Genomic DNA, 17712 nt, shown 5'->3' with positions numbered 1-17712 from the left:
GATGGTGGAAAGTCTGAAGCAGAAATTGCTGCAATCACAAGTCCAAAAGAACAACTGGCTTTTGAAGCTAAAGGTGTTGTTGTAATGAACTGATTTTCAATAGCGGATATTTAAAAGGAGCTATCTTTTACCTGGATAGCTCCTTTTTTATTAAATGGTTTTATAGCAAAATTCAATATTTAACACACCTTCACTACCTCCATATTCAATAATTGACCGAGTTTCTCAATTTTTGAACTGATATGTCCGATCCCTACAGCACAATGATGTGCAGGTCCATAACTGTTCCAATTATTAACAAAATTTCTTGCCCCGATGGGGAATTTATACCTGCTGTTTGTATTTCCTATCTGAAGGATTGGACCCGGGACTGATTCGCCTTCTGCTACAAGAAGCATTAGTCCGCCGCCACTTTTTTCCGCAACCGAAAGCAGTGTCACCGGACCATTTTTAACCATCATCTCAACTGAAACGCCTTTACCTACTTTTCCATGATAAACATGCAGTGGTCGAACTTTGGTTTTACCTTCTGCAATTGCAATATGCCCCGGACCATCATGTCCCATTAGGATCACATCGTCTTTAAAATCCATCGCATAGTATTCGGTAAAAGAGCCTCCTGCGCCAAAAGAATCCATTATTTTCATTGCCTGAACGTTCTTAATTTCATACTCACCGGCAACCGGGATCCCCTTTGCTGTAAGCAAGGAATTACCTAATATGATGGAGGAAATGGCTTCTTCATTTTCAATATTTCCTGTGCCTTTATAATAATAGGCCATTGAACCAAGCTGATGCTTTGCTACCAGTTTATCCAGGGCAACCGAGGTAATTGCAGCCTTTTCCATTTCGTCCAGGGGGCAATCAGCTTGTACATCAAAGGTCTCATTGAAAAGCTTCAATCTATCGGTTAATTCTTCATTGCTTACTTCTTTCCTGAGACTTGCCAGTTCTTCAACCTCAATAAGTTCTATATGACCACCGAAATGAGCATATTGCTGGGTTAGATCTGTGTAGATATCGAGCATACCGCTGTAGTAATGCCCCATACATCCCAGACGGTTATAGGCCATGATATTAGCCACTTTAGCAGCCTGAACCCATTCAGTAACCTCATCCCAGCATTCTTTATCATCATGAAGCATTCCGGTGATCTGATGGAATTTGACACCTACTCTATTAAAAACATTAGCGATTTCAGGTACAGGGCATGCCGAACAGAAGGAGAGCCATTCACCGGTCATTTTGGTTCGATCGCTCATTGCATTGAACGAGGTATAATCAATTGAAGCTTCGGGTGCCAGATTTAAAATTATGACTGGAACCTTGGCCCGCTGTACAACCGGCAATACAGTTGAGGACAATGCATAGGTGGTGACATATAAAAATATCAGATCTACATCCTCAGTTTTAAATAACTTTCCTGCCTTAAAAGCTTTATCAGGATTATCTACCAGTCCGGCGTTAACAACTGATGGATGAATATCAGAAAGCTTTTGTTCTACATTATTTAAATAGCCTTCCAGACGATCTTTCAAACCTTCAAACTGCGGCCAATAGGTATCCAGTCCGATGCCGAAAAGACCAATTTTCAAGCTTGATTTGTTTGCCAGATCGCTGTTCAATTTATTCATGAATGGTTAATTATTTAAAACGTTTTTTGGCACGTCTCGTACACAAGATAGTAAATAGCTGCAAAAAATCCGACAGTCTTATTCTGTGTGCTGTTACTAACCTACCATCCTAAAATGCCTTAATCCTAAACTTGTAAATATAAAAGGCCCACAGATTAATCTGCAGGCCTATTTATATTTAATCTTTCAGCTTTCCGCTTATTTAGAAAGGTACATCGATTTCTCCTTGTAAAGATGTCTGAAATATGGATCCTCAAGGTCACGGATAAATCGGATTGATTCGCCTGTAGATTTCATCTCAGGACCCAATTCCTTTTCAACTTCAGGGAATTTATCGAATGAGAATACCGGTTCTTTGATCGCGTATCCAACAAGTTTACGCTCGATCTTAAAATCTTTCAGTTTATTTACACCCAGCATAATCTTGGTGGCAATATTAATATATGGTACATCGTATGCCTTTGCAATGAAAGGAACTGTTCTGGATGCCCTTGGATTAGCTTCGATTACATATACCTTTTCATCTTTGATAGCGAATTGAATATTTAGCAAACCTCTTACATTCAAAGCTTTTGCAATTCGTCTGGTATACTCCTCCATTAAATCAGTTACCTGTTTAGAGAGGTTAAATGGAGGCAATACAGCATATGAATCGCCTGAGTGAATCCCGGCAGGTTCAATATGCTCCATTAAACCAATGATATGGCAATCATCCCCATCTGATATTGAATCTGATTCAGCTTCTTCAGCCCTATCAAGGAAATGGTCAATCAATACCCGGTTACCCGGTAGGTTTCTTAATAATTTTACAACCGCTTTTTCAAGGTCTTCATCATTGATCACAATGCTCATTCCTTGTCCGCCAAGTACATAACTCGGTCTCACCAGAACCGGATAGCCAACTTTATGAGCAACTTCCAGGGCCTCCTCAGCACTTTCAGCTACTCCATACAATGGATAAGGAATATCCATTTCTTTCAGCAGGTCTGAGAAACGACCACGGTCTTCGGCGATGTCCATGCTGTCGAAGGAAGAACCAATGATCTTAATACCTTTTTCATGCAGTTTCTCAGCCATTTTTAAAGCTGTTTGTCCGCCGAGCTGAACAATCACACCCTCAGGCTTTTCAAGTTCAATGATCTCACGCACATGTTCCCAGAAAACCGGTTCGAAATACAGCTTATCCGCCATATTAAAGTCGGTAGAAACCGTTTCCGGATTACAATTTATCATTATTGCCTCAAAACCTGATTCTTTCGCCGCAAGCAATCCGTGAACGCATGAATAATCAAACTCTATCCCCTGACCGATACGGTTAGGGCCGGATCCGAGGACGATAATCTTTTTCTTATTACTAATTATCGATTCGTTCTCATCCTCGAAAGTGGAGTAATAATATGGTGTTTGTGCAGGGAATTCTGCCGCACAGGTATCAACCATTTTATATACACGGTTTATTCCCAACTGTTTTCGGCGATCATAAACCTCATCTTCAGTTACATTTCCAAGCAGCCATGCGATTTGAGCGTCGGCATAACCTTTTTGTTTTAATGAAATGAAGAAATCGGTAGGGATATTACTTAATGAATAGCGTTTAAGTTCAGCCTCCATATTGACCAGTTCCATGATCTGTACCAGGAACCATTTATCTATATGTGTGATCTTACGGATTGATTCCAAAGGAACACCAAGGCTCATTGCATCCTTAACATGGAATAATCGATCCCAGCTCGGGTGCTCCAGACTATGCATGATCTCTTCCAGATTACGGCTTTGCCTGCCATCAGCACCTAATCCCAAACGGTTTGTTTCCAAACTCTGACAAGCTTTCTGAAGTGCTTCAATAAATGTGCGCCCAATGGCCATAACTTCTCCCACAGATTTCATCTGCAGGCCGAGTTCTGTATTGGCACCTTTAAACTTATCGAAGTTCCAGCGTGGTATTTTAACGATTACGTAATCGAGTGTTGGCTCAAAATATGCTGAGGTAGTTTTTGTGATCTGATTTTCAATTTCATCTAGATTATAGCCGATAGCTAGTTTAGATGCAATCTTAGCGATTGGGTAACCGGTTGCTTTTGATGCCAGGGCTGATGAACGTGACACTCTTGGATTAATCTCAATAGCAATGATTGTTTCAGTTGCTGGGTCAACTGAGAACTGAACGTTACAGCCACCGGCGAAATTACCGATTGAACGCATCATGAGGATTGCCTGATTACGCATGTCCTGATAACAACGATCGCTCAGTGTCATGGCTGGTGCAACGGTTATTGAATCGCCGGTATGGATACCCATAGGGTCGAAATTTTCGATCGAACAGATGATAATGACATTATCATTTCCATCTCTCAATAATTCAAGCTCAAATTCTTTCCAGCCTAAAACCGCTTTTTCTACAAGTACCTCATGTGTTGGCGAAGCCTGTAAACCGCGGCTTAATGCCTGATCGAAATCTTCTTTTCTGTGTACAAAGCCACCACCTGAGCCCCCCAGTGTGTAGGAAGGGCGTATAACGAGTGGATAACCAATTAGCTGTGCAGCTTCTTTACCTTCGAGGAAGGAATTGGCAATTTTGGAAGGGGCGACCCCTACTCCAATTTCTACCATTAGCTTACGAAACTCTTCGCGGTTCTCAGTCTTCTCAATTGCGGCAATATCTACGCCTATTATCCTTACACCGTATTTTTCCCAAATTCCTCTTTCTTCAGCTTCTTTACACAAGTTCAGGGCTGTTTGTCCGCCCATAGTCGGCAGAACAGCATCAATCTTCTGTTCTTTAAGTATTTGCTCTATACTTTCACAGTTTAAGGGTAGAAGGTAAATATGATCAGCAATGACCTTATCCGTCATAATAGTGGCGGGGTTAGAGTTGATGATTGAGACCTTGATTCCTTCGTCTTTTAAGGAGAGTGCAGCCTGAGATCCGGCATAATCAAATTCGCAAGCCTGACCGATAATGATGGGTCCTGAACCGATGATCAGGATGGATTGGATGGAGGTGTCTAATGGCATAGTTCTTCTAAAATTCTAGTTTCTAATGACAAAAGAGGAGATTACTATGCTGTGAAGTACAAAAATCCCGACTGTTTTGTCGGGATGCAAAGTTATATATTTTTATGCATTTTTAGCCTGTTTTTTTTGAATTCATGTATTTTTAGGATAAAAAAGATCCTGTGCACGGTTTTTTATTTAATTATAAATCAGTGGTTTATAAATCAGATAAAAATTAACTCTTTTTTGATGGATTGGAACGGGTTTTGTATATAAGAAGTGTAATACTGACATAAATTCATAAATCTTTATTATCCTGAATAAACTAGTCATTAAAAACTCAAAATCATGAAAAAATTAATTTTTGCATTTGTTGTAAGTGCCTCGATACTAAGTGGATGTTCAGCTATTCAATCGATAGTTCGTTCAACATTTCCATATACTGCTACTTTAAGTGTTCCTTCAACAACCAGGACTGATGTTGTACAATCGGTTACCGCGCAGGCAAGCAGTTTTGACCAGATTTTTACCGGCCAGGGTTCAAATACCAATGCCGTTACAGATGTTCGTTTATCATCGGTAAAACTCGATGCCACATATCCCTCAGGTCAGAGTTTTGGAGTATTCAAATCTGTAAAGATTTATATTTCACGTGGCGACAGCTCCAGAGAGCTTCTCATCGCAACCCGCGATAACATAGCCTCAACTGTTGGAAATAGTATTATGCTTGATGCCGATACTACAGTCCTTCTTGATGATTATATTAAGGAATCGACTGTTCGTATCAGGATGGAGTATGTTTTACGTAATGCCACAAATGCAGATATAACAATTAAAGCAAGTCTGGGCTTTAATGCCGCACCAAATACGAGCAAGTAAAATTTTTAACAGAAGCTTGATTATTACTCAGGGCGCTTATATTTGGCCTGATGTATTTAATTTCTGTTTTAACTGATTGGCTTTGGAATCAAAGTTTGCTCGAAACGGCAGGGGTGATTACGGGTATTTTATGTGTTTATCTGGCTGCAAAAAATAATATCTGGAACTGGCCGATCGCAATTATCAGCGTTCTGATCTATATTTTCATCTTTTTTGAAGCTAAATTATATGCCGATACAGGTTTACAGGTATATTTTTTAGTGATGAATTTTTACGGATGGTATTTTTGGAGCAGAATATCGGGGGAGCAGAAGAAAGTACCTGTTACGGCGGTTAAGTTGAAGGAGATCATCTTTTCATTTCTTGCAGTCATCATTTTTACATTTGTATTAGGCAGCTTACTCAAAAAGGAGACTGATGCTTCCCTTCCATTTATAGATAGTTTCTGTACCGCTTGCAGTTTGGTTGCACAGGTATTTCTTGCCCGTAAGATTTTGGAAAACTGGCTGATTTGGATCTTTGTCGATCTTATTTATGTGGGAGTATATATCTATAAGGATTTGCATCTGACTGCAGGAATGTACGCACTGTATATTATAATTGCAGCAATTGGTTATCGGGACTGGCGCAAAGAATATCAAAATAACCGGATTGTATTAAGGGAACAGGATCAGATTGTTTAACTGATATGAAAAACTCAGAGGATTTTGCCAATGAATTGATCAGGATAGCGATTGTTGGTCCGGAATCTACCGGCAAATCCACAATTTCCCGGCAACTGGCCCTGCATTATGATACGGTATGGGTTCCTGAATACGCCCGTGCTTACTGCGAAAAGCTTGTTGCTGAATGTACCTGGGAAGATGAGATCAATATGTTCAGAGGGCAGCTTGAACTTGAAGAGCAAATTTCTTCACTTGCTAATCGCCTATTGATTTGTGATACTACCTTTATAACCGTCAAGATTTGGAGCGATCATATGTTTGGCCGTGCACCTCAGGAAGTACTTGATAAGCTTCCAGTTCACAACTATGACCTGTATTTATTAATGGATATTGATCTTCCTTGGCAGGAAGATCCTCTTCGGGATTTTCCGCATATGCGGGAACATTTCATGGAAGTATGGCATAAGGAGCTGATAGCACTCAACGCTACATACCGTTTAATTTCAGGATCTGAAGAGGAAAGGTTTCGAAATGCAGTTAGCTATATAGACGGTTTTTTATTGAGTAAATGAGCAAATTTGAAAATGAGCAAATTGTGTCATCCCCAAAAACTTAATAGTTCAGAATAAAATTTCGAGCAGTGTTTCGTGAATTCGATCTACAATAATTTATTTCTTTGAGGGCAAAATGCTTAACTTCAGGTATATGCTAAACCCACCATTATAATATTTTTTCATCCCCCATGCAACGCAAATAAATTGCATGCGTCTCTTAGATAAGAAAAGCGTAAAAATTTGGAAGCTGTTTACGTAGATAAGCATTTTGACCTTGTGGTTGAATGCAGAAACGGTAGTAGGAAGGCACAAAATGAATTGTACAAGCTCTATTCAAGGGCAATGTTCAATATTGCCATGCGCATTGTGAATGATGCGGATGAAGCGGCAGACGTGCTGCAGGAAGCATTCATAGATGCCTATACCCGAATCACCGATTTCAGACAGGAGACCACCTTCGGCTTGTGGATGAAACAGATCGTCATCAACAGAGCAATTAGTCAGGTCCGTAAGCGTAAGATGGAACTGATTCCAATTGATGATACAGATGTCGAGTCCATTCCGGATGAGGAGATGACTGATAATTCAGAATTCGAAATGCAGGTGCGGCAAGTACAGACAAGCATCCAGCAGCTTCCGGATGGATATCGTTTAGTACTTACGCTGTACCTGTTGGAGGGTTATGATCATGAAGAGATCTCACAAATTCTGCAAATCAGTGAAAATACTTCAAGAACGCAGTTTATGAGAGCCAGAAGAAAACTTGTTGAATTGTTAAGGAATCAGGGAATAAGTTATAATTAAAAATAGGGTCCCCATCCGGGATCAGGGAGAGGAAAAAGATGAAAGAAAAATTAGAAAATTTTATCAAAGATAACAGGAGTGATTTCGATCAGTTCGAACCACCTGCTGATCTGTGGGCTAAAATTGAGAAAAAACTGGATGAAAAACAGATAGGTATACCTCAAAATAAAACTGAGAAAAGGGAACGGGTAGTTCGTCTTAGTTTCCTGCTTAAACTTGCGGCTTCAATTATTCCGATTTTGTTTGCTGGTATCTGGTTTTATCAATATCAGTTTAAGCAATCATCCTATCTGAGCAATATCGATCCGCAACTGGCCCAGCAACAGGTTCATTATGCCTCATTGATAGAAGTTAAAAGGAATGAACTTAAACATATTGAGAAAGAGGAACCTCAGCTTTATCAGGAATTCTCTGAAGAGATCAAGAAGATGGATCTGAATTTTCAAAAATTAAAACAGGATTTACCAGCAAGTCCGAATCAGGAAGAAACTGTTAAGGCTATGATCCGAAATCTTCAGATACAGATTGAGCTATTAAATCAGCAGCTGGAAATTATACAGCAGATTAACCAATTAAAAAAGGAACAAGGTGATGACACACAAAATATTTAAGAAAGCATTGCTCTTTGCTTTAGTAATGTTATTTATAGAAATAGCATCAGCTCAGACAGTTGAGCCAAGCAGGCCAAAGAGCCCCAGGGCTGACTCCGAACTTAAGAACATTGAATTTGAGATAGCAGAAGCATTCAAAACAGTTGCAATTGAAATTAATAAGATTGATTTTGAAAAGATCGGAAAAACTGTGGCGGTTGCGAGCCGGGAATTGAGAAAAGAGTTGGAAGATATACAGAATGTGATAGAGGGCCGCACTCCTGAAGATCCTGAAGTGCCGGTTGAATTAACTGCAACAGCCGAGAAGACAAAAAAAATTACCAGAACTTATACAGTGAATACTAATGATAAGCTTTCAGTAAATAATCAATATGGAAAAGTTTCGGTGCATACCTGGGCTAAAAATGAGATTAGGGTTGAAATTGAAATAAAAGCTTATGAGGCAACTGGGAGTGGTGCAGAAAACCTGCTCGAGAGTGTGGATATCGCCGAATTAAGAGAAGGGAAACTCATTAGTTTTAAAACGAATTTTGGCAAGACCTCATTGAATTTCTGGTCGAGGGTTAAGAATGGGCAGGAAGAACGCAGAGGGGTTCAGGTAAATTATCAGATTTATATGCCATCAAAAAATCCTTTGGATATCAGCAACCGTTATGGTAGAACTGAGATCGATGATTTTAGCGGCCCGGTTAACATTTCCAGCTCCTACGGTTCCTTTAAATCTGGACGATTGGATAACCCGGCCAATCAGATAAAGGTTAGCTACGGCTCAGCAACAATGGAAAACTTCACAAATGGAAATCTCTCGGTTGCGTATGGTAGTTTAACATTGAATCAGGCTGCTAAGCTTAGTGCTACAATTAAATACAGCAAAGCTACTATTGCACAACTCAGTCAGGGAGGTAATTTTAATCTGGCCTATACTGCCGGATTTAAAATTGATGAAGTGAACAACAATGTTAAAAATCTGAATATCAACTCTTCCTATTCAGGTGTTTCTTTGGGTTTGGAGGAAGGTGCAAATTTCGATTTTGATGTAACCGTGAACTACGCCGGATTTAATTACACTAATAGCCGGGTAAATCTTGTCGAGCAGTTCAGTTCTTCGGATAAGCCAAAAACCTGGAGCCCAAGCAAAAACTATAAGGGTCAGATAGGTAAGGGTTCTGATAGCCGGATCATTATTAAATCCAATTATGGGGGAGTAAAATTTTTATAAGCCAAATTGATTTGTTATTGAAACCTTCCTGCATTTTACAGGGAGGTTTTTTTGTTTTATTTCTAGATGCTTTTAATCTACATTTGTTGAAAGTTTAAAATATGGAATGGATAGCAAATCCTGAGATCTGGATATCATTGATCACTCTAACAGTACTTGAAATAGTACTTGGAATAGATAATATCATATTTATTTCCATAATGGCATCTAAACTGCCAGTTAAAAAGCAAAAGAAGGCACGGCAGCTTGGTTTAGCATTGGCTATGATAACCCGTGTTCTATTGCTGCTTTCATTAAGCTGGATTATGACATTAACAAGTCCTTTATTTAATGTTGGTGAATGGATAGGCTTGAGCGAAGGTGAATTATTTGAGCAGTTTGCTATTTCAGGTCGGGATCTTATTTTACTCAGTGGAGGATTGTTCCTGATATGGAAAAGTACCACAGAAATTCATGACAAGCTTGAAGGTCAGGAACATCATTCAGAAGCGAAAGCGGTTGTAACTTTCTCTGGAGTAATTATTCAGATTTTGATTCTTGATATTGTATTCTCTCTGGATTCAGTAATAACAGCCGTAGGGATGGCTGACCATATTGAAGTTATGGTTGCCGCTGTTATAATTGCAGTATTTGTAATGATGCTTTCGGCAGGAAGTATCAGTGAGTTTGTGAACAAGCACCCGACAGTAAAAATGCTGGCTTTGTCTTTCCTGTTGCTCATTGGCGTATCGCTTCTGGCCGAAGGTTTTGAACAACATATTCCAAAGGGATATATCTATTTTGCAATGGCTTTTTCAGTGCTGGTAGAAATGCTGAATCTAAAGATGAACAAGGGCAAGAAGCCTGTTCATCTGAAGAATTTACCTGAGGATTGACAGTTAAAAATTTAACTGACTCTGCATAGCAGCCCTTTTAGATATTCGCCTTCCGGGAATGATGACCTTACCGGATGATCTGCAGGTTGTGAAAATTGCTGAATGAATTGTACATTTTTACCGGCATCTAGTGCTGCCCAGGCAATGATTTGCTTGAACATACTGATGTCAACAGCTCCCGAACAGGAAAATGTCGCTAAAAGTCCGCCATCATTGAGTAGAAGCATAGCCATCCGGTTAAGGTCTTTATAAGCTCTGGATGCCTTGGTTATAGCTGAGCGGGAAGGGGCATATTTGGGTGGATCCAGAATGATAATATCAAACTTTTCATTTTCTTCCCTGAACACCCTCAATTGCTTATTTACATCAGATTGAACCAATCGGTGAGGGATATGGTGAAATTCATTGATTTCAATATTCTTTTTCAAGGTATCCAGAGCCAGTGCCGAACTATCCACACTGATTACTTCTGAGGCCTCCTGGCGCATTGCATTGAGGCTGAATCCTCCTGAATAGGAAAAACAATCCAATACTTTCTTTCCTTTGGCATATTCTGCAACCCATTTGCGGTTATCACGCTGGTCACAATAAAACCCTGATTTCTGACCTTCGGCAATATTGACCTGATAAAAAATGCCATTTTCCCTTACGCTTACAAATTCAGGCGGTTCTGTACCCAGCAGAACTCCCCCTGAAGAAGCTTCCATCCCTTCGTGTGCTCTTGCGGAAGCATCACTTCTGTCAAAAATACCTTTGGGTTTGAACAAATTCTGCAACTCATCTAGCAGGACAGGTTTAATCCGTTCTACTCCCGATGTGAGGATCTGTACAGAAAGAAAATCAGCATAACGGTCTACAATAAGTCCCGGTAAATAATCAGCCTCACTAAAAATTAAGCGATAGGTATTTGTTTTTTCAGAATGCAAATCTGTTCTGAGTTTAACTGCATTTCTGATCTTATTTCTCCACCAGCTTTCATTGATTTCAGTTTCCAGATTCCATTCGAGTAAGCGAACGGCAACCCGCGACTTATCATTGAAGAAACCGTAGGCAAGAAAATCATTATTGCTGTCGGTAACCATAATGATATCGCCATTTTCAGGCTTTCCTTTAACCTGATCTATTGCACCAGAAAATACCCATGGGTGTAATTGCCTGACAGCTTTTTCCTTGCCTTTTTTTAATCTTACAGAATCCATAATGCAAATTTACATTATCTCATCGATTAACCTGTCCAGGTCTTAATAATGGGTTGCTTGGATTTTCAAATTGTGACGGATTCTTCTGGACACTGATCTCCGGCTATAAGTATATTATTCTTGATAGTTAACAGATTTCTCTGTCGTTCATATTTGCAAATACAGAACAAAATTAATCTACTCGAAATGACGGAATAATACTTGGATTTTCCCTCTGCTTGGTATTTTGACCAAGCAGAGGGAAACCTTTTGAATAATCCCACCTGCAACTTACCTTTGGGCATGGAAGAAATTAACTGGGACGATTTTGAGAAGGTAGCTTTGAGGGTAGGTACGATTCTTGAAGTTCTTGATTTTCCTGAAGCCAGAAAACCTGCATTTAAAATAAAGGCTGATTTTGGGGATTTGGGTGTCAAGTGGAGCAGTGCTCAAATTACTAAACATTACACAAAATCTGAATTGATTGGAAGACAAGTTATTGGAGTTTTGAATTTCCCAAAAAAGCAAATTGCAAACTTTAATTCAGAGTTTCTGCTAACAGGTTTTGCAGATCAGGATGGCCATATCGTTTTGGCCTCTGTAGAACGCCAGGTTCCTAATGGTTCAGCATTAATATGAGATATGTGAATTTTACAGATGAGCCGGAACAAAGTCCGGATAATTTTTTTATGGCAGAAGCCCTGAAAGAAGCACATAAGGCCCTTGCTCTTGATGAAGTTCCAATTGGGGCAGTAATTGTTCATGGCGGTAAAATAATTGGCCGGGGGCATAACCTGACCGAACAACTGAACGATGTTACCGCTCACGCAGAAATGCAGGCTTTTACAGCGGCTGCAAATTATACCGGTGGGAAATATTTGAGAGATTGCACGCTTTATGTCACTATTGAACCCTGTGTGATGTGTGCGGGTGCGGCTCACTGGACGCAGATCAGTCGTATTGTTTACGGTGCTGTGGATGTGAAACGAGGCTTTTCACAGTTCGGTAAAGGAATTCTTCATCCTAAAACAGAATTGATTTCGGGGGTAATGGCTGAGGATGCCGCATGCTTGATGAAACAGTTCTTTATTTCCAGACGTAACAAAACTTGACAACTAATTGAACAATTTCTGACAATTCGGTCTTATATTTGTTATTGAATATATCATTAACCTAAATATAGAAATTATGGCATTTGAACTACCTGCGTTAGCTTACGCAACAGACGCTCTGGAACCGCATATTGACAAGATGACAATGGAAATCCACCATGGCAAGCATCACCAGGCTTATGTAGACAATGTAAATAAAGCATTAGCCGGAACTGATGGCGCGAATCTTAAGATCGAAGACCTGATGAAAAATATTTCAAATTTCCCGATGGCGGTAAGAAATAATGGTGGAGGTCACTTCAATCATACACTATATTGGTCGGTAATGTCGCCAAATGGTGGCGGTGCTCCTTCAGGGGATCTGGCTAATGCAATTAATGCAGCATTCGGCTCATTTGAAGAATTCAAGAAAAAATTTGCTGAGGCAGGTATGACCCGCTTTGGATCAGGATGGTCGTGGCTTTCAGTTAGTTCTGAGGGAACATTACAGGTAAGCTCTACTCCAAACCAGGATAACCCATTAATGGATATTGCTGAAGTTAAGGGTACTCCAATTTTAGGAATGGATGTATGGGAGCATGCTTATTATCTGAAATATCAGAACAAACGTGCTGATTATGTTGCAGCATTTATGAATGTTGTTAACTGGGATGCAGTATCTGAGCGATACGCAAAAGCAAAGCAATAGATTTGGCATTAAAATTGAAATAGTGATGTATAATTAAATATACATCACTATTTTTATTTTAAATACCTATGAAAAATCTATCCTTTGTATTGGCCTTTTTGGCAGTTAGTCTTTTATCGGGTTGTGACCTGATTACAGGCATTTTTAAAGCTGGTGCCTATACCGGCATTTTTGTCGTTATAGTGGTTATCGCATTGATTATTTTTGTGATTTCAAAATTCAGAGGTAAGGATTAATCAGGTTTAATTTCCATAATTTCCCTTTTCTTTTTACTGCGCATCCGTTTTGGAATAGCTTCAATGATTTCCTTCTCAAGGATTAATATTAGTTTGCGCTTAAGGAAATTACGGTGTGTAACTATGCTTATTTCGCGGCTGGGTTCGGGCGATTTAAAATATCGTACCCTGTCAAGCTGCTTAACTGAAAAATCACTAATTGAAAGTTCGGGCAAGAGTGTTATGCCTTTGTTCAATTCAACCATACGTTTTAGGGTTTCTACACTGTCAGTATTATATTCCAGAGGCTTCTGCTCATCTGATTTTTTACGGTTACATATATTCAGAATCTGATTGCGCATACAATGACCTTCATTAAGCAACCAAAGATCTTCCAGATTAATATCTTTTGCTGTGATATTCTTTTTGTTAATAAGCGGGCTCGACTTCGAAAGGTATGCGACAAATGATTCGTAAAAAAGCGGGGTTTCACTGAGGTTTTTATCCTCCAGAGGAGTTGAAAGTATCGCGCAGTCAAGCAGACCGTTTTTTAATTCCTGAATAATTTGATCAGTCATATATTCCCAGATTTGTAAGTGTACATCCGGGTATTTTTCCATAAATGCTGAGATCACTTTTGGCATAAGATAGGGCGCCATAGTTGGGATAATTCCTATTCTTAGTTCACCGGTAATTATATTTCTCTGATTGCTGATCAGTTCATTTAATTTATAGCTTTCCCTCAGTATAATTCTTGCCTGTTCTATTACTTCAGCCCCAATCTCAGTTGGAATCACCGGCTGTTTGCTTCTGTCGAAAAGCTTTACTCCTAGTGTTTCTTCCAGTTTCTGAACCTGCATACTCATTGTAGGCTGGGTTACAAAGCACTTTTCAGCTGCAATTCCGAAACTTCTGTAGGTGTCTACAGCAACAATATATTCTAATTGTACTAAGGTCATATAATAGATTTTACCTATGTAAATATAATTATTATTGATTATAGCGATAATATTATTATTCTTTATCTTTGTAAGATAATAAGACCAATTATAATCTATAAAGGGGTTCTGTCGTTAAGGCGGGGCCCTTTTTTGTTTCCAGCTTATATTGAGTTGAAATTATTTGCAATAACAGATTCTTCTTAATAGGTTTAGTTACTAAACGCCAATTATGAAGAAAACTATTTTCAAGCCTTTCAAGATGGGCAAACTGTGGATTGTCCTGATCATTTTTCTTGGATCTTATTCCGTCTTATCTGCCCAAACCGCTGATCCCATTTCAGAAAAAACAAAGAATATGAAGCCCTATCATGGTTTTCTTAAATATTTCTGGGATGAGAGTACGGGGAAAATATGGCTGCAGATTGATGAGCTTGATAAAGAGATACTCTATCAAACCTCATTGCCGGCAGGCCTGGGCTCAAATGATGTGGGTCTCGACAGAGGCAGCCTGGGTACCACTTATATTGTCAAATTCAATCGGGTAGGGAATAAAGTCCTGTTAATTGAACCTAATTATGCTTATCGGGCAGTATCTGCAGGAACAGCAGAAAAACAGGCAGTTGAACAATCATTTGCCCAGTCCACCATATGGGGCTTTACAGTTTCTGCAGAAAATAAGGGCTCAGTACTGATCGATGCATCTGATTTTTTAATGCGTGATGCCCTGCAGGTGGCCAATCGCTTGAGAATGTCCAATCAGGGGAATTATAATATAGATGTATCCCGAAGTGCAATGTATCTGCCGCGCAGCAAAAATTTTCCTTTGAATACTGAGTTTGAAACGACAGTCACATTCGTAAATACTGATGGAAAGCAGGGTGATTTTGTCAAATCAGTTGCACCCGCCGCCGAGACTCTGAGCTTAAGAATGCACCATACTTTTGCACTATTGCCTGATGATAATTTTGAAAAGAGAATATATGATGCCCGTTCACCTTATATAACGCATTCATATTATGATTATAGTTCAGCGGTTAATGAGTCGGTTCAGAAATATACTATCCTGCGCCACCGCCTGCAAAAGAAAGACCCCACTGCCACTAAAAGTGAAGCCATTAAACCCATCATTTACTATCTTGATAATGGTACACCTGAACCAATCCGAACTGCTTTATTGGAAGGTGCCGGCTGGTGGAACCAGGCTTTTGAATCAGCAGGTTTTATCAATGCCTTCCAGGTAAAGATCTTACCTGAAGATGCAGATCCGATGGACCTGCGCTATAATATGATCAACTGGGTGCACCGCTCTACCAGGGGCTGGAGTTATGGCGATGCGGTTGTTGATCCGCGGACAGGCGAAATTATCAAGGGAAATGTTACCCTGGGTTCATTGCGTGTTCGTCAGGATTATCTGATAGCACAAGGTTTGCTGGCCCCTTTTGAAAATTCGGAATTACCTGCTGATGATAAAATGCTGAAGATGGCCCTGCAGCGTTTAAAGCAGCTGGCCGCGCATGAGGTAGGGCATACCATCGGACTGATGCATAACTATATTTCCAGTGCACAGAACAGGGCAAGCGTGATGGATTATCCACCGCCTATGGTAAGTTTGAACAGCAGCAATGAAATAGATCTGAGCAATGCCTATACCAATGAGATCGGCGACTGGGATAAAGTAAGTATTCAATATGGATACTCGCAATTTCCGAAAGGAATCAATGAAGAGGATGCTTTGAATAAAATACTGAGCGATGCGTCAATGAATGGCCTGACCTTTATATCAGACCGGGATGCCCGCGATCCTGCTGGCATGAATCCTGATGCTCATTTATGGGATAATGGAAATGACCCGCTTAAGGAATTGAAGAATGTTATAAGTGTGCGTGCAAAAGCGCTCTCGCAATTTGGTCTTAACAATATCCCTAAGGGTACCCCGATGTCTATGCTGGAGGATGTATTGGTCCCGGTTTATCTTTTTCACCGTTACCAGGTGGAAGCGGTTTCAAAACAGGTGGGCGGGATGTATTATTCCTACGCTATAAAGGGCGATGGGCAAATGGTAACCCGCTCTGTTACCAGAGAAGCCCAGCTTGCGGCTTTGAATGCCCTGTCTGACTGTATGGATCCCAAAGTACTTGCCCTGCCTGAAAGTATTATCAAATTAATTCCTCCGCGTCCGGCGGGATACACTTATAACAGGGAGTTGTTTAAAAGGAGAACCGGTCTTGCATTCGATCCGCTGGCAGCAGCAGAATCGGCGGCAGATATGCCCCTTTCTTTTTTATTCAATACCAGCCGCCTGAACAGGATGATACAGTACCAGGCCTCAAACAATGGCCTTGGCATGGATGAAATGATCAATGTATTGATCGCAAAAACCTGGAAGTCGGCCAGGCTGAAAGGTTTAGAGGGACTGATACAAAAACAGAATGAACAACTCCTGCTCACCTATCTGCTGGCTGTTTCTGTTAATGAGGATGCATCATTTGCCACTAAGGCGCAGATATTAAAAGCAATTGAGGATCTGAAACTGTTTGTAGCAGCCCAGTTAAAAGCAGTGACTGATAATACAAATAAAGGTTATTTGTTACTCAGCCTCGAACGGATAAAATCTCCTGAAAAAGCAAAACCAACTCTCCACCAGGCGGCTCCTCCGGGAGCACCGATTGGCTGTGCGATGGATGAATAATCAATCCATTTGATCGGTTTCATTGATGCCCCGAGTATTATTGATTATTTTTATATATCTAAAAATCAGTACAGATGAAAAAAATATTATTCCTAACCGGAGATTTTACTGAAGACTATGAAACAATGGTACCCTTCCAGATGCTTGAAATGGTGGGTTATGAGGTTCATGCGGTTTGCCCCGATAAAAAAAAGGGTGATTCGATCAAAACGGCAATTCATGATTTTGAGGGTGACCAGACCTATAGCGAAAAGCCCGGGCATAACTTTGTGCTGAATTATAGTTTTGATGCTGTTAAAGTTGATGATTACAGTGGTTTGGTGATTGCAGGCGGAAGAGCCCCTGAATATTTAAGATTGAACCCCAAAATTCTGGAGATCGTCAAGTACTTTTTCAAAAATAATTTGCCTGTTGCCGCAATCTGCCACGGTATTCAGATCCTGACAGCCGCCAATGTTGTAAAAGGAAGAAGACTCACAGCTTATCCCGCTGTCGGTCCCGAAGTTACTTTAGCGGGAGGTGAATTTCAGGACATCCCGGTAAACCATGCATTTGTTGATGGAAATCTGGTAACTTCGCCTGCCTGGCCAGCCCACCCTGCTTTTATCCGGGAATTTTTGAAAGTACTTGGTGCTACAATTCAGATTTAAGGTT

At 40.1% G+C, this 17712-nt stretch carries 17 protein-coding genes; 13 read left to right on the top strand and 4 right to left on the bottom strand.

Annotation, left to right across the window (positions count from 1 at the left end):
- Positions 1-179: 179 nt before the first annotated feature.
- Together Q8S11_RS01865 and carB are read right to left on the bottom strand one after the other, a co-directional pair.
- Positions 180-1634, bottom strand: a complete 1455-nt coding sequence (locus tag Q8S11_RS01865) for an arabinose isomerase (protein WP_305660379.1) — start codon at positions 1632-1634, stop codon at positions 180-182.
- 198 nt (positions 1635-1832) lie between these two features.
- Positions 1833-4649, bottom strand: coding sequence for a carbamoyl-phosphate synthase large subunit (carB, locus tag Q8S11_RS01860; protein ID WP_305660378.1), 2817 nt, complete (start codon positions 4647-4649; stop codon positions 1833-1835).
- 327 nt (positions 4650-4976) lie between these two features.
- Between carB and Q8S11_RS01855 the strand changes: the two genes are divergently transcribed.
- The 7 genes from Q8S11_RS01855 to Q8S11_RS01825 all read left to right on the top strand — a co-directional run bounded on the left by Q8S11_RS01855 (position 4977) and on the right by Q8S11_RS01825 (position 10235).
- A complete protein-coding gene (locus Q8S11_RS01855; protein ID WP_305660377.1) occupies positions 4977-5507 on the top strand; it encodes a hypothetical protein in 531 nt (176 codons plus the stop codon).
- A 50-nt stretch (positions 5508-5557) separates the two neighbouring features.
- Complete coding sequence (pnuC, locus tag Q8S11_RS01850) at positions 5558-6190, top strand: nicotinamide riboside transporter PnuC (protein ID WP_305660376.1); 633 nt, start codon at positions 5558-5560, stop codon at positions 6188-6190.
- Between the two features lie 5 nt (positions 6191-6195).
- A complete protein-coding gene (locus Q8S11_RS01845; protein WP_305660375.1) occupies positions 6196-6744 on the top strand; it encodes an ATP-binding protein in 549 nt (182 codons plus the stop codon).
- A gap of 222 nt (positions 6745-6966) precedes the next feature.
- Positions 6967-7530: an RNA polymerase sigma factor gene (locus Q8S11_RS01840; RefSeq protein WP_305660374.1), complete on the top strand. Its 564-nt coding sequence runs from the start codon at positions 6967-6969 to the stop codon at positions 7528-7530.
- 38 nt (positions 7531-7568) lie between these two features.
- Positions 7569-8141 carry a hypothetical protein gene (locus Q8S11_RS01835; protein WP_305660373.1) on the top strand — a complete coding sequence of 191 codons (573 nt, stop codon included), beginning with the start codon at positions 7569-7571 and terminating at the stop codon, positions 8139-8141.
- Positions 8122-9360 carry a hypothetical protein gene (locus tag Q8S11_RS01830; RefSeq protein WP_305660372.1) on the top strand — a complete coding sequence of 413 codons (1239 nt, stop codon included), beginning with the start codon at positions 8122-8124 and terminating at the stop codon, positions 9358-9360. The genes Q8S11_RS01835 and Q8S11_RS01830 overlap by 20 nt, the downstream gene beginning before the upstream one ends.
- Positions 9361-9461: 101 nt before the next feature.
- Positions 9462-10235 carry a TerC family protein gene (locus Q8S11_RS01825; protein WP_305660371.1) on the top strand — a complete coding sequence of 258 codons (774 nt, stop codon included), beginning with the start codon at positions 9462-9464 and terminating at the stop codon, positions 10233-10235.
- 11 nt (positions 10236-10246) lie between these two features.
- Here the strand turns inward: Q8S11_RS01825 and Q8S11_RS01820 are convergent, their stop codons facing one another.
- On the bottom strand, positions 10247-11434 hold the full coding sequence (locus tag Q8S11_RS01820) for a class I SAM-dependent rRNA methyltransferase (RefSeq protein WP_305660370.1): 1188 nt from the start codon (positions 11432-11434) through the stop codon (positions 10247-10249).
- 282 nt (positions 11435-11716) lie between these two features.
- Here Q8S11_RS01820 and Q8S11_RS01815 point away from each other — a divergent pair, with 282 nt between their 5' ends.
- The 4 genes from Q8S11_RS01815 to Q8S11_RS01800 all read left to right on the top strand — a co-directional run bounded on the left by Q8S11_RS01815 (position 11717) and on the right by Q8S11_RS01800 (position 13449).
- Positions 11717-12052, top strand: coding sequence for a tRNA-binding protein (locus tag Q8S11_RS01815; protein WP_305660369.1), 336 nt, complete (start codon positions 11717-11719; stop codon positions 12050-12052).
- Positions 12049-12525, top strand: a complete 477-nt coding sequence (locus Q8S11_RS01810; protein ID WP_305660368.1) for a nucleoside deaminase — start codon at positions 12049-12051, stop codon at positions 12523-12525. The genes Q8S11_RS01815 and Q8S11_RS01810 overlap by 4 nt, the downstream gene beginning before the upstream one ends.
- Before the next feature lie 76 nt (positions 12526-12601).
- Positions 12602-13213, top strand: a complete 612-nt coding sequence (locus tag Q8S11_RS01805) for a superoxide dismutase (RefSeq protein WP_305660367.1) — start codon at positions 12602-12604, stop codon at positions 13211-13213.
- Positions 13214-13281: 68 nt separating this feature from the next.
- On the top strand, positions 13282-13449 hold the full coding sequence (locus Q8S11_RS01800; protein WP_305660366.1) for a phosphatidate cytidylyltransferase: 168 nt from the start codon (positions 13282-13284) through the stop codon (positions 13447-13449).
- Here the strand turns inward: Q8S11_RS01800 and Q8S11_RS01795 are convergent.
- Complete coding sequence (locus tag Q8S11_RS01795) at positions 13446-14387, bottom strand: hydrogen peroxide-inducible genes activator (protein WP_305660365.1); 942 nt, start codon at positions 14385-14387, stop codon at positions 13446-13448. The two genes, Q8S11_RS01800 and Q8S11_RS01795, sit on opposite strands and share 4 nt — an antisense overlap.
- Positions 14388-14598: 211 nt before the next feature.
- On the opposite strand from Q8S11_RS01795, the gene Q8S11_RS01790 reads away from it, so the two are divergent.
- Complete coding sequence (locus tag Q8S11_RS01790; protein ID WP_305660364.1) at positions 14599-17058, top strand: zinc-dependent metalloprotease; 2460 nt, start codon at positions 14599-14601, stop codon at positions 17056-17058.
- 74 nt (positions 17059-17132) lie between these two features.
- The gene (locus Q8S11_RS01785) at positions 17133-17708 is read left to right on the top strand and encodes a DJ-1/PfpI family protein (protein WP_305660363.1); all 576 of its coding nucleotides are present in this window, start codon (positions 17133-17135) and stop codon (positions 17706-17708) included.
- The last annotated feature ends 4 nt before the right edge of the window (positions 17709-17712 follow it).

This window comes from Daejeonella sp. (genome assembly GCF_030695525.1).
In the GTDB taxonomy this organism is placed as follows: domain Bacteria; phylum Bacteroidota; class Bacteroidia; order Sphingobacteriales; family Sphingobacteriaceae; genus Daejeonella.
Note: the sequence above shows the minus strand (reverse complement) of the source record. Positions and strands in the feature narration are given on the sequence as shown.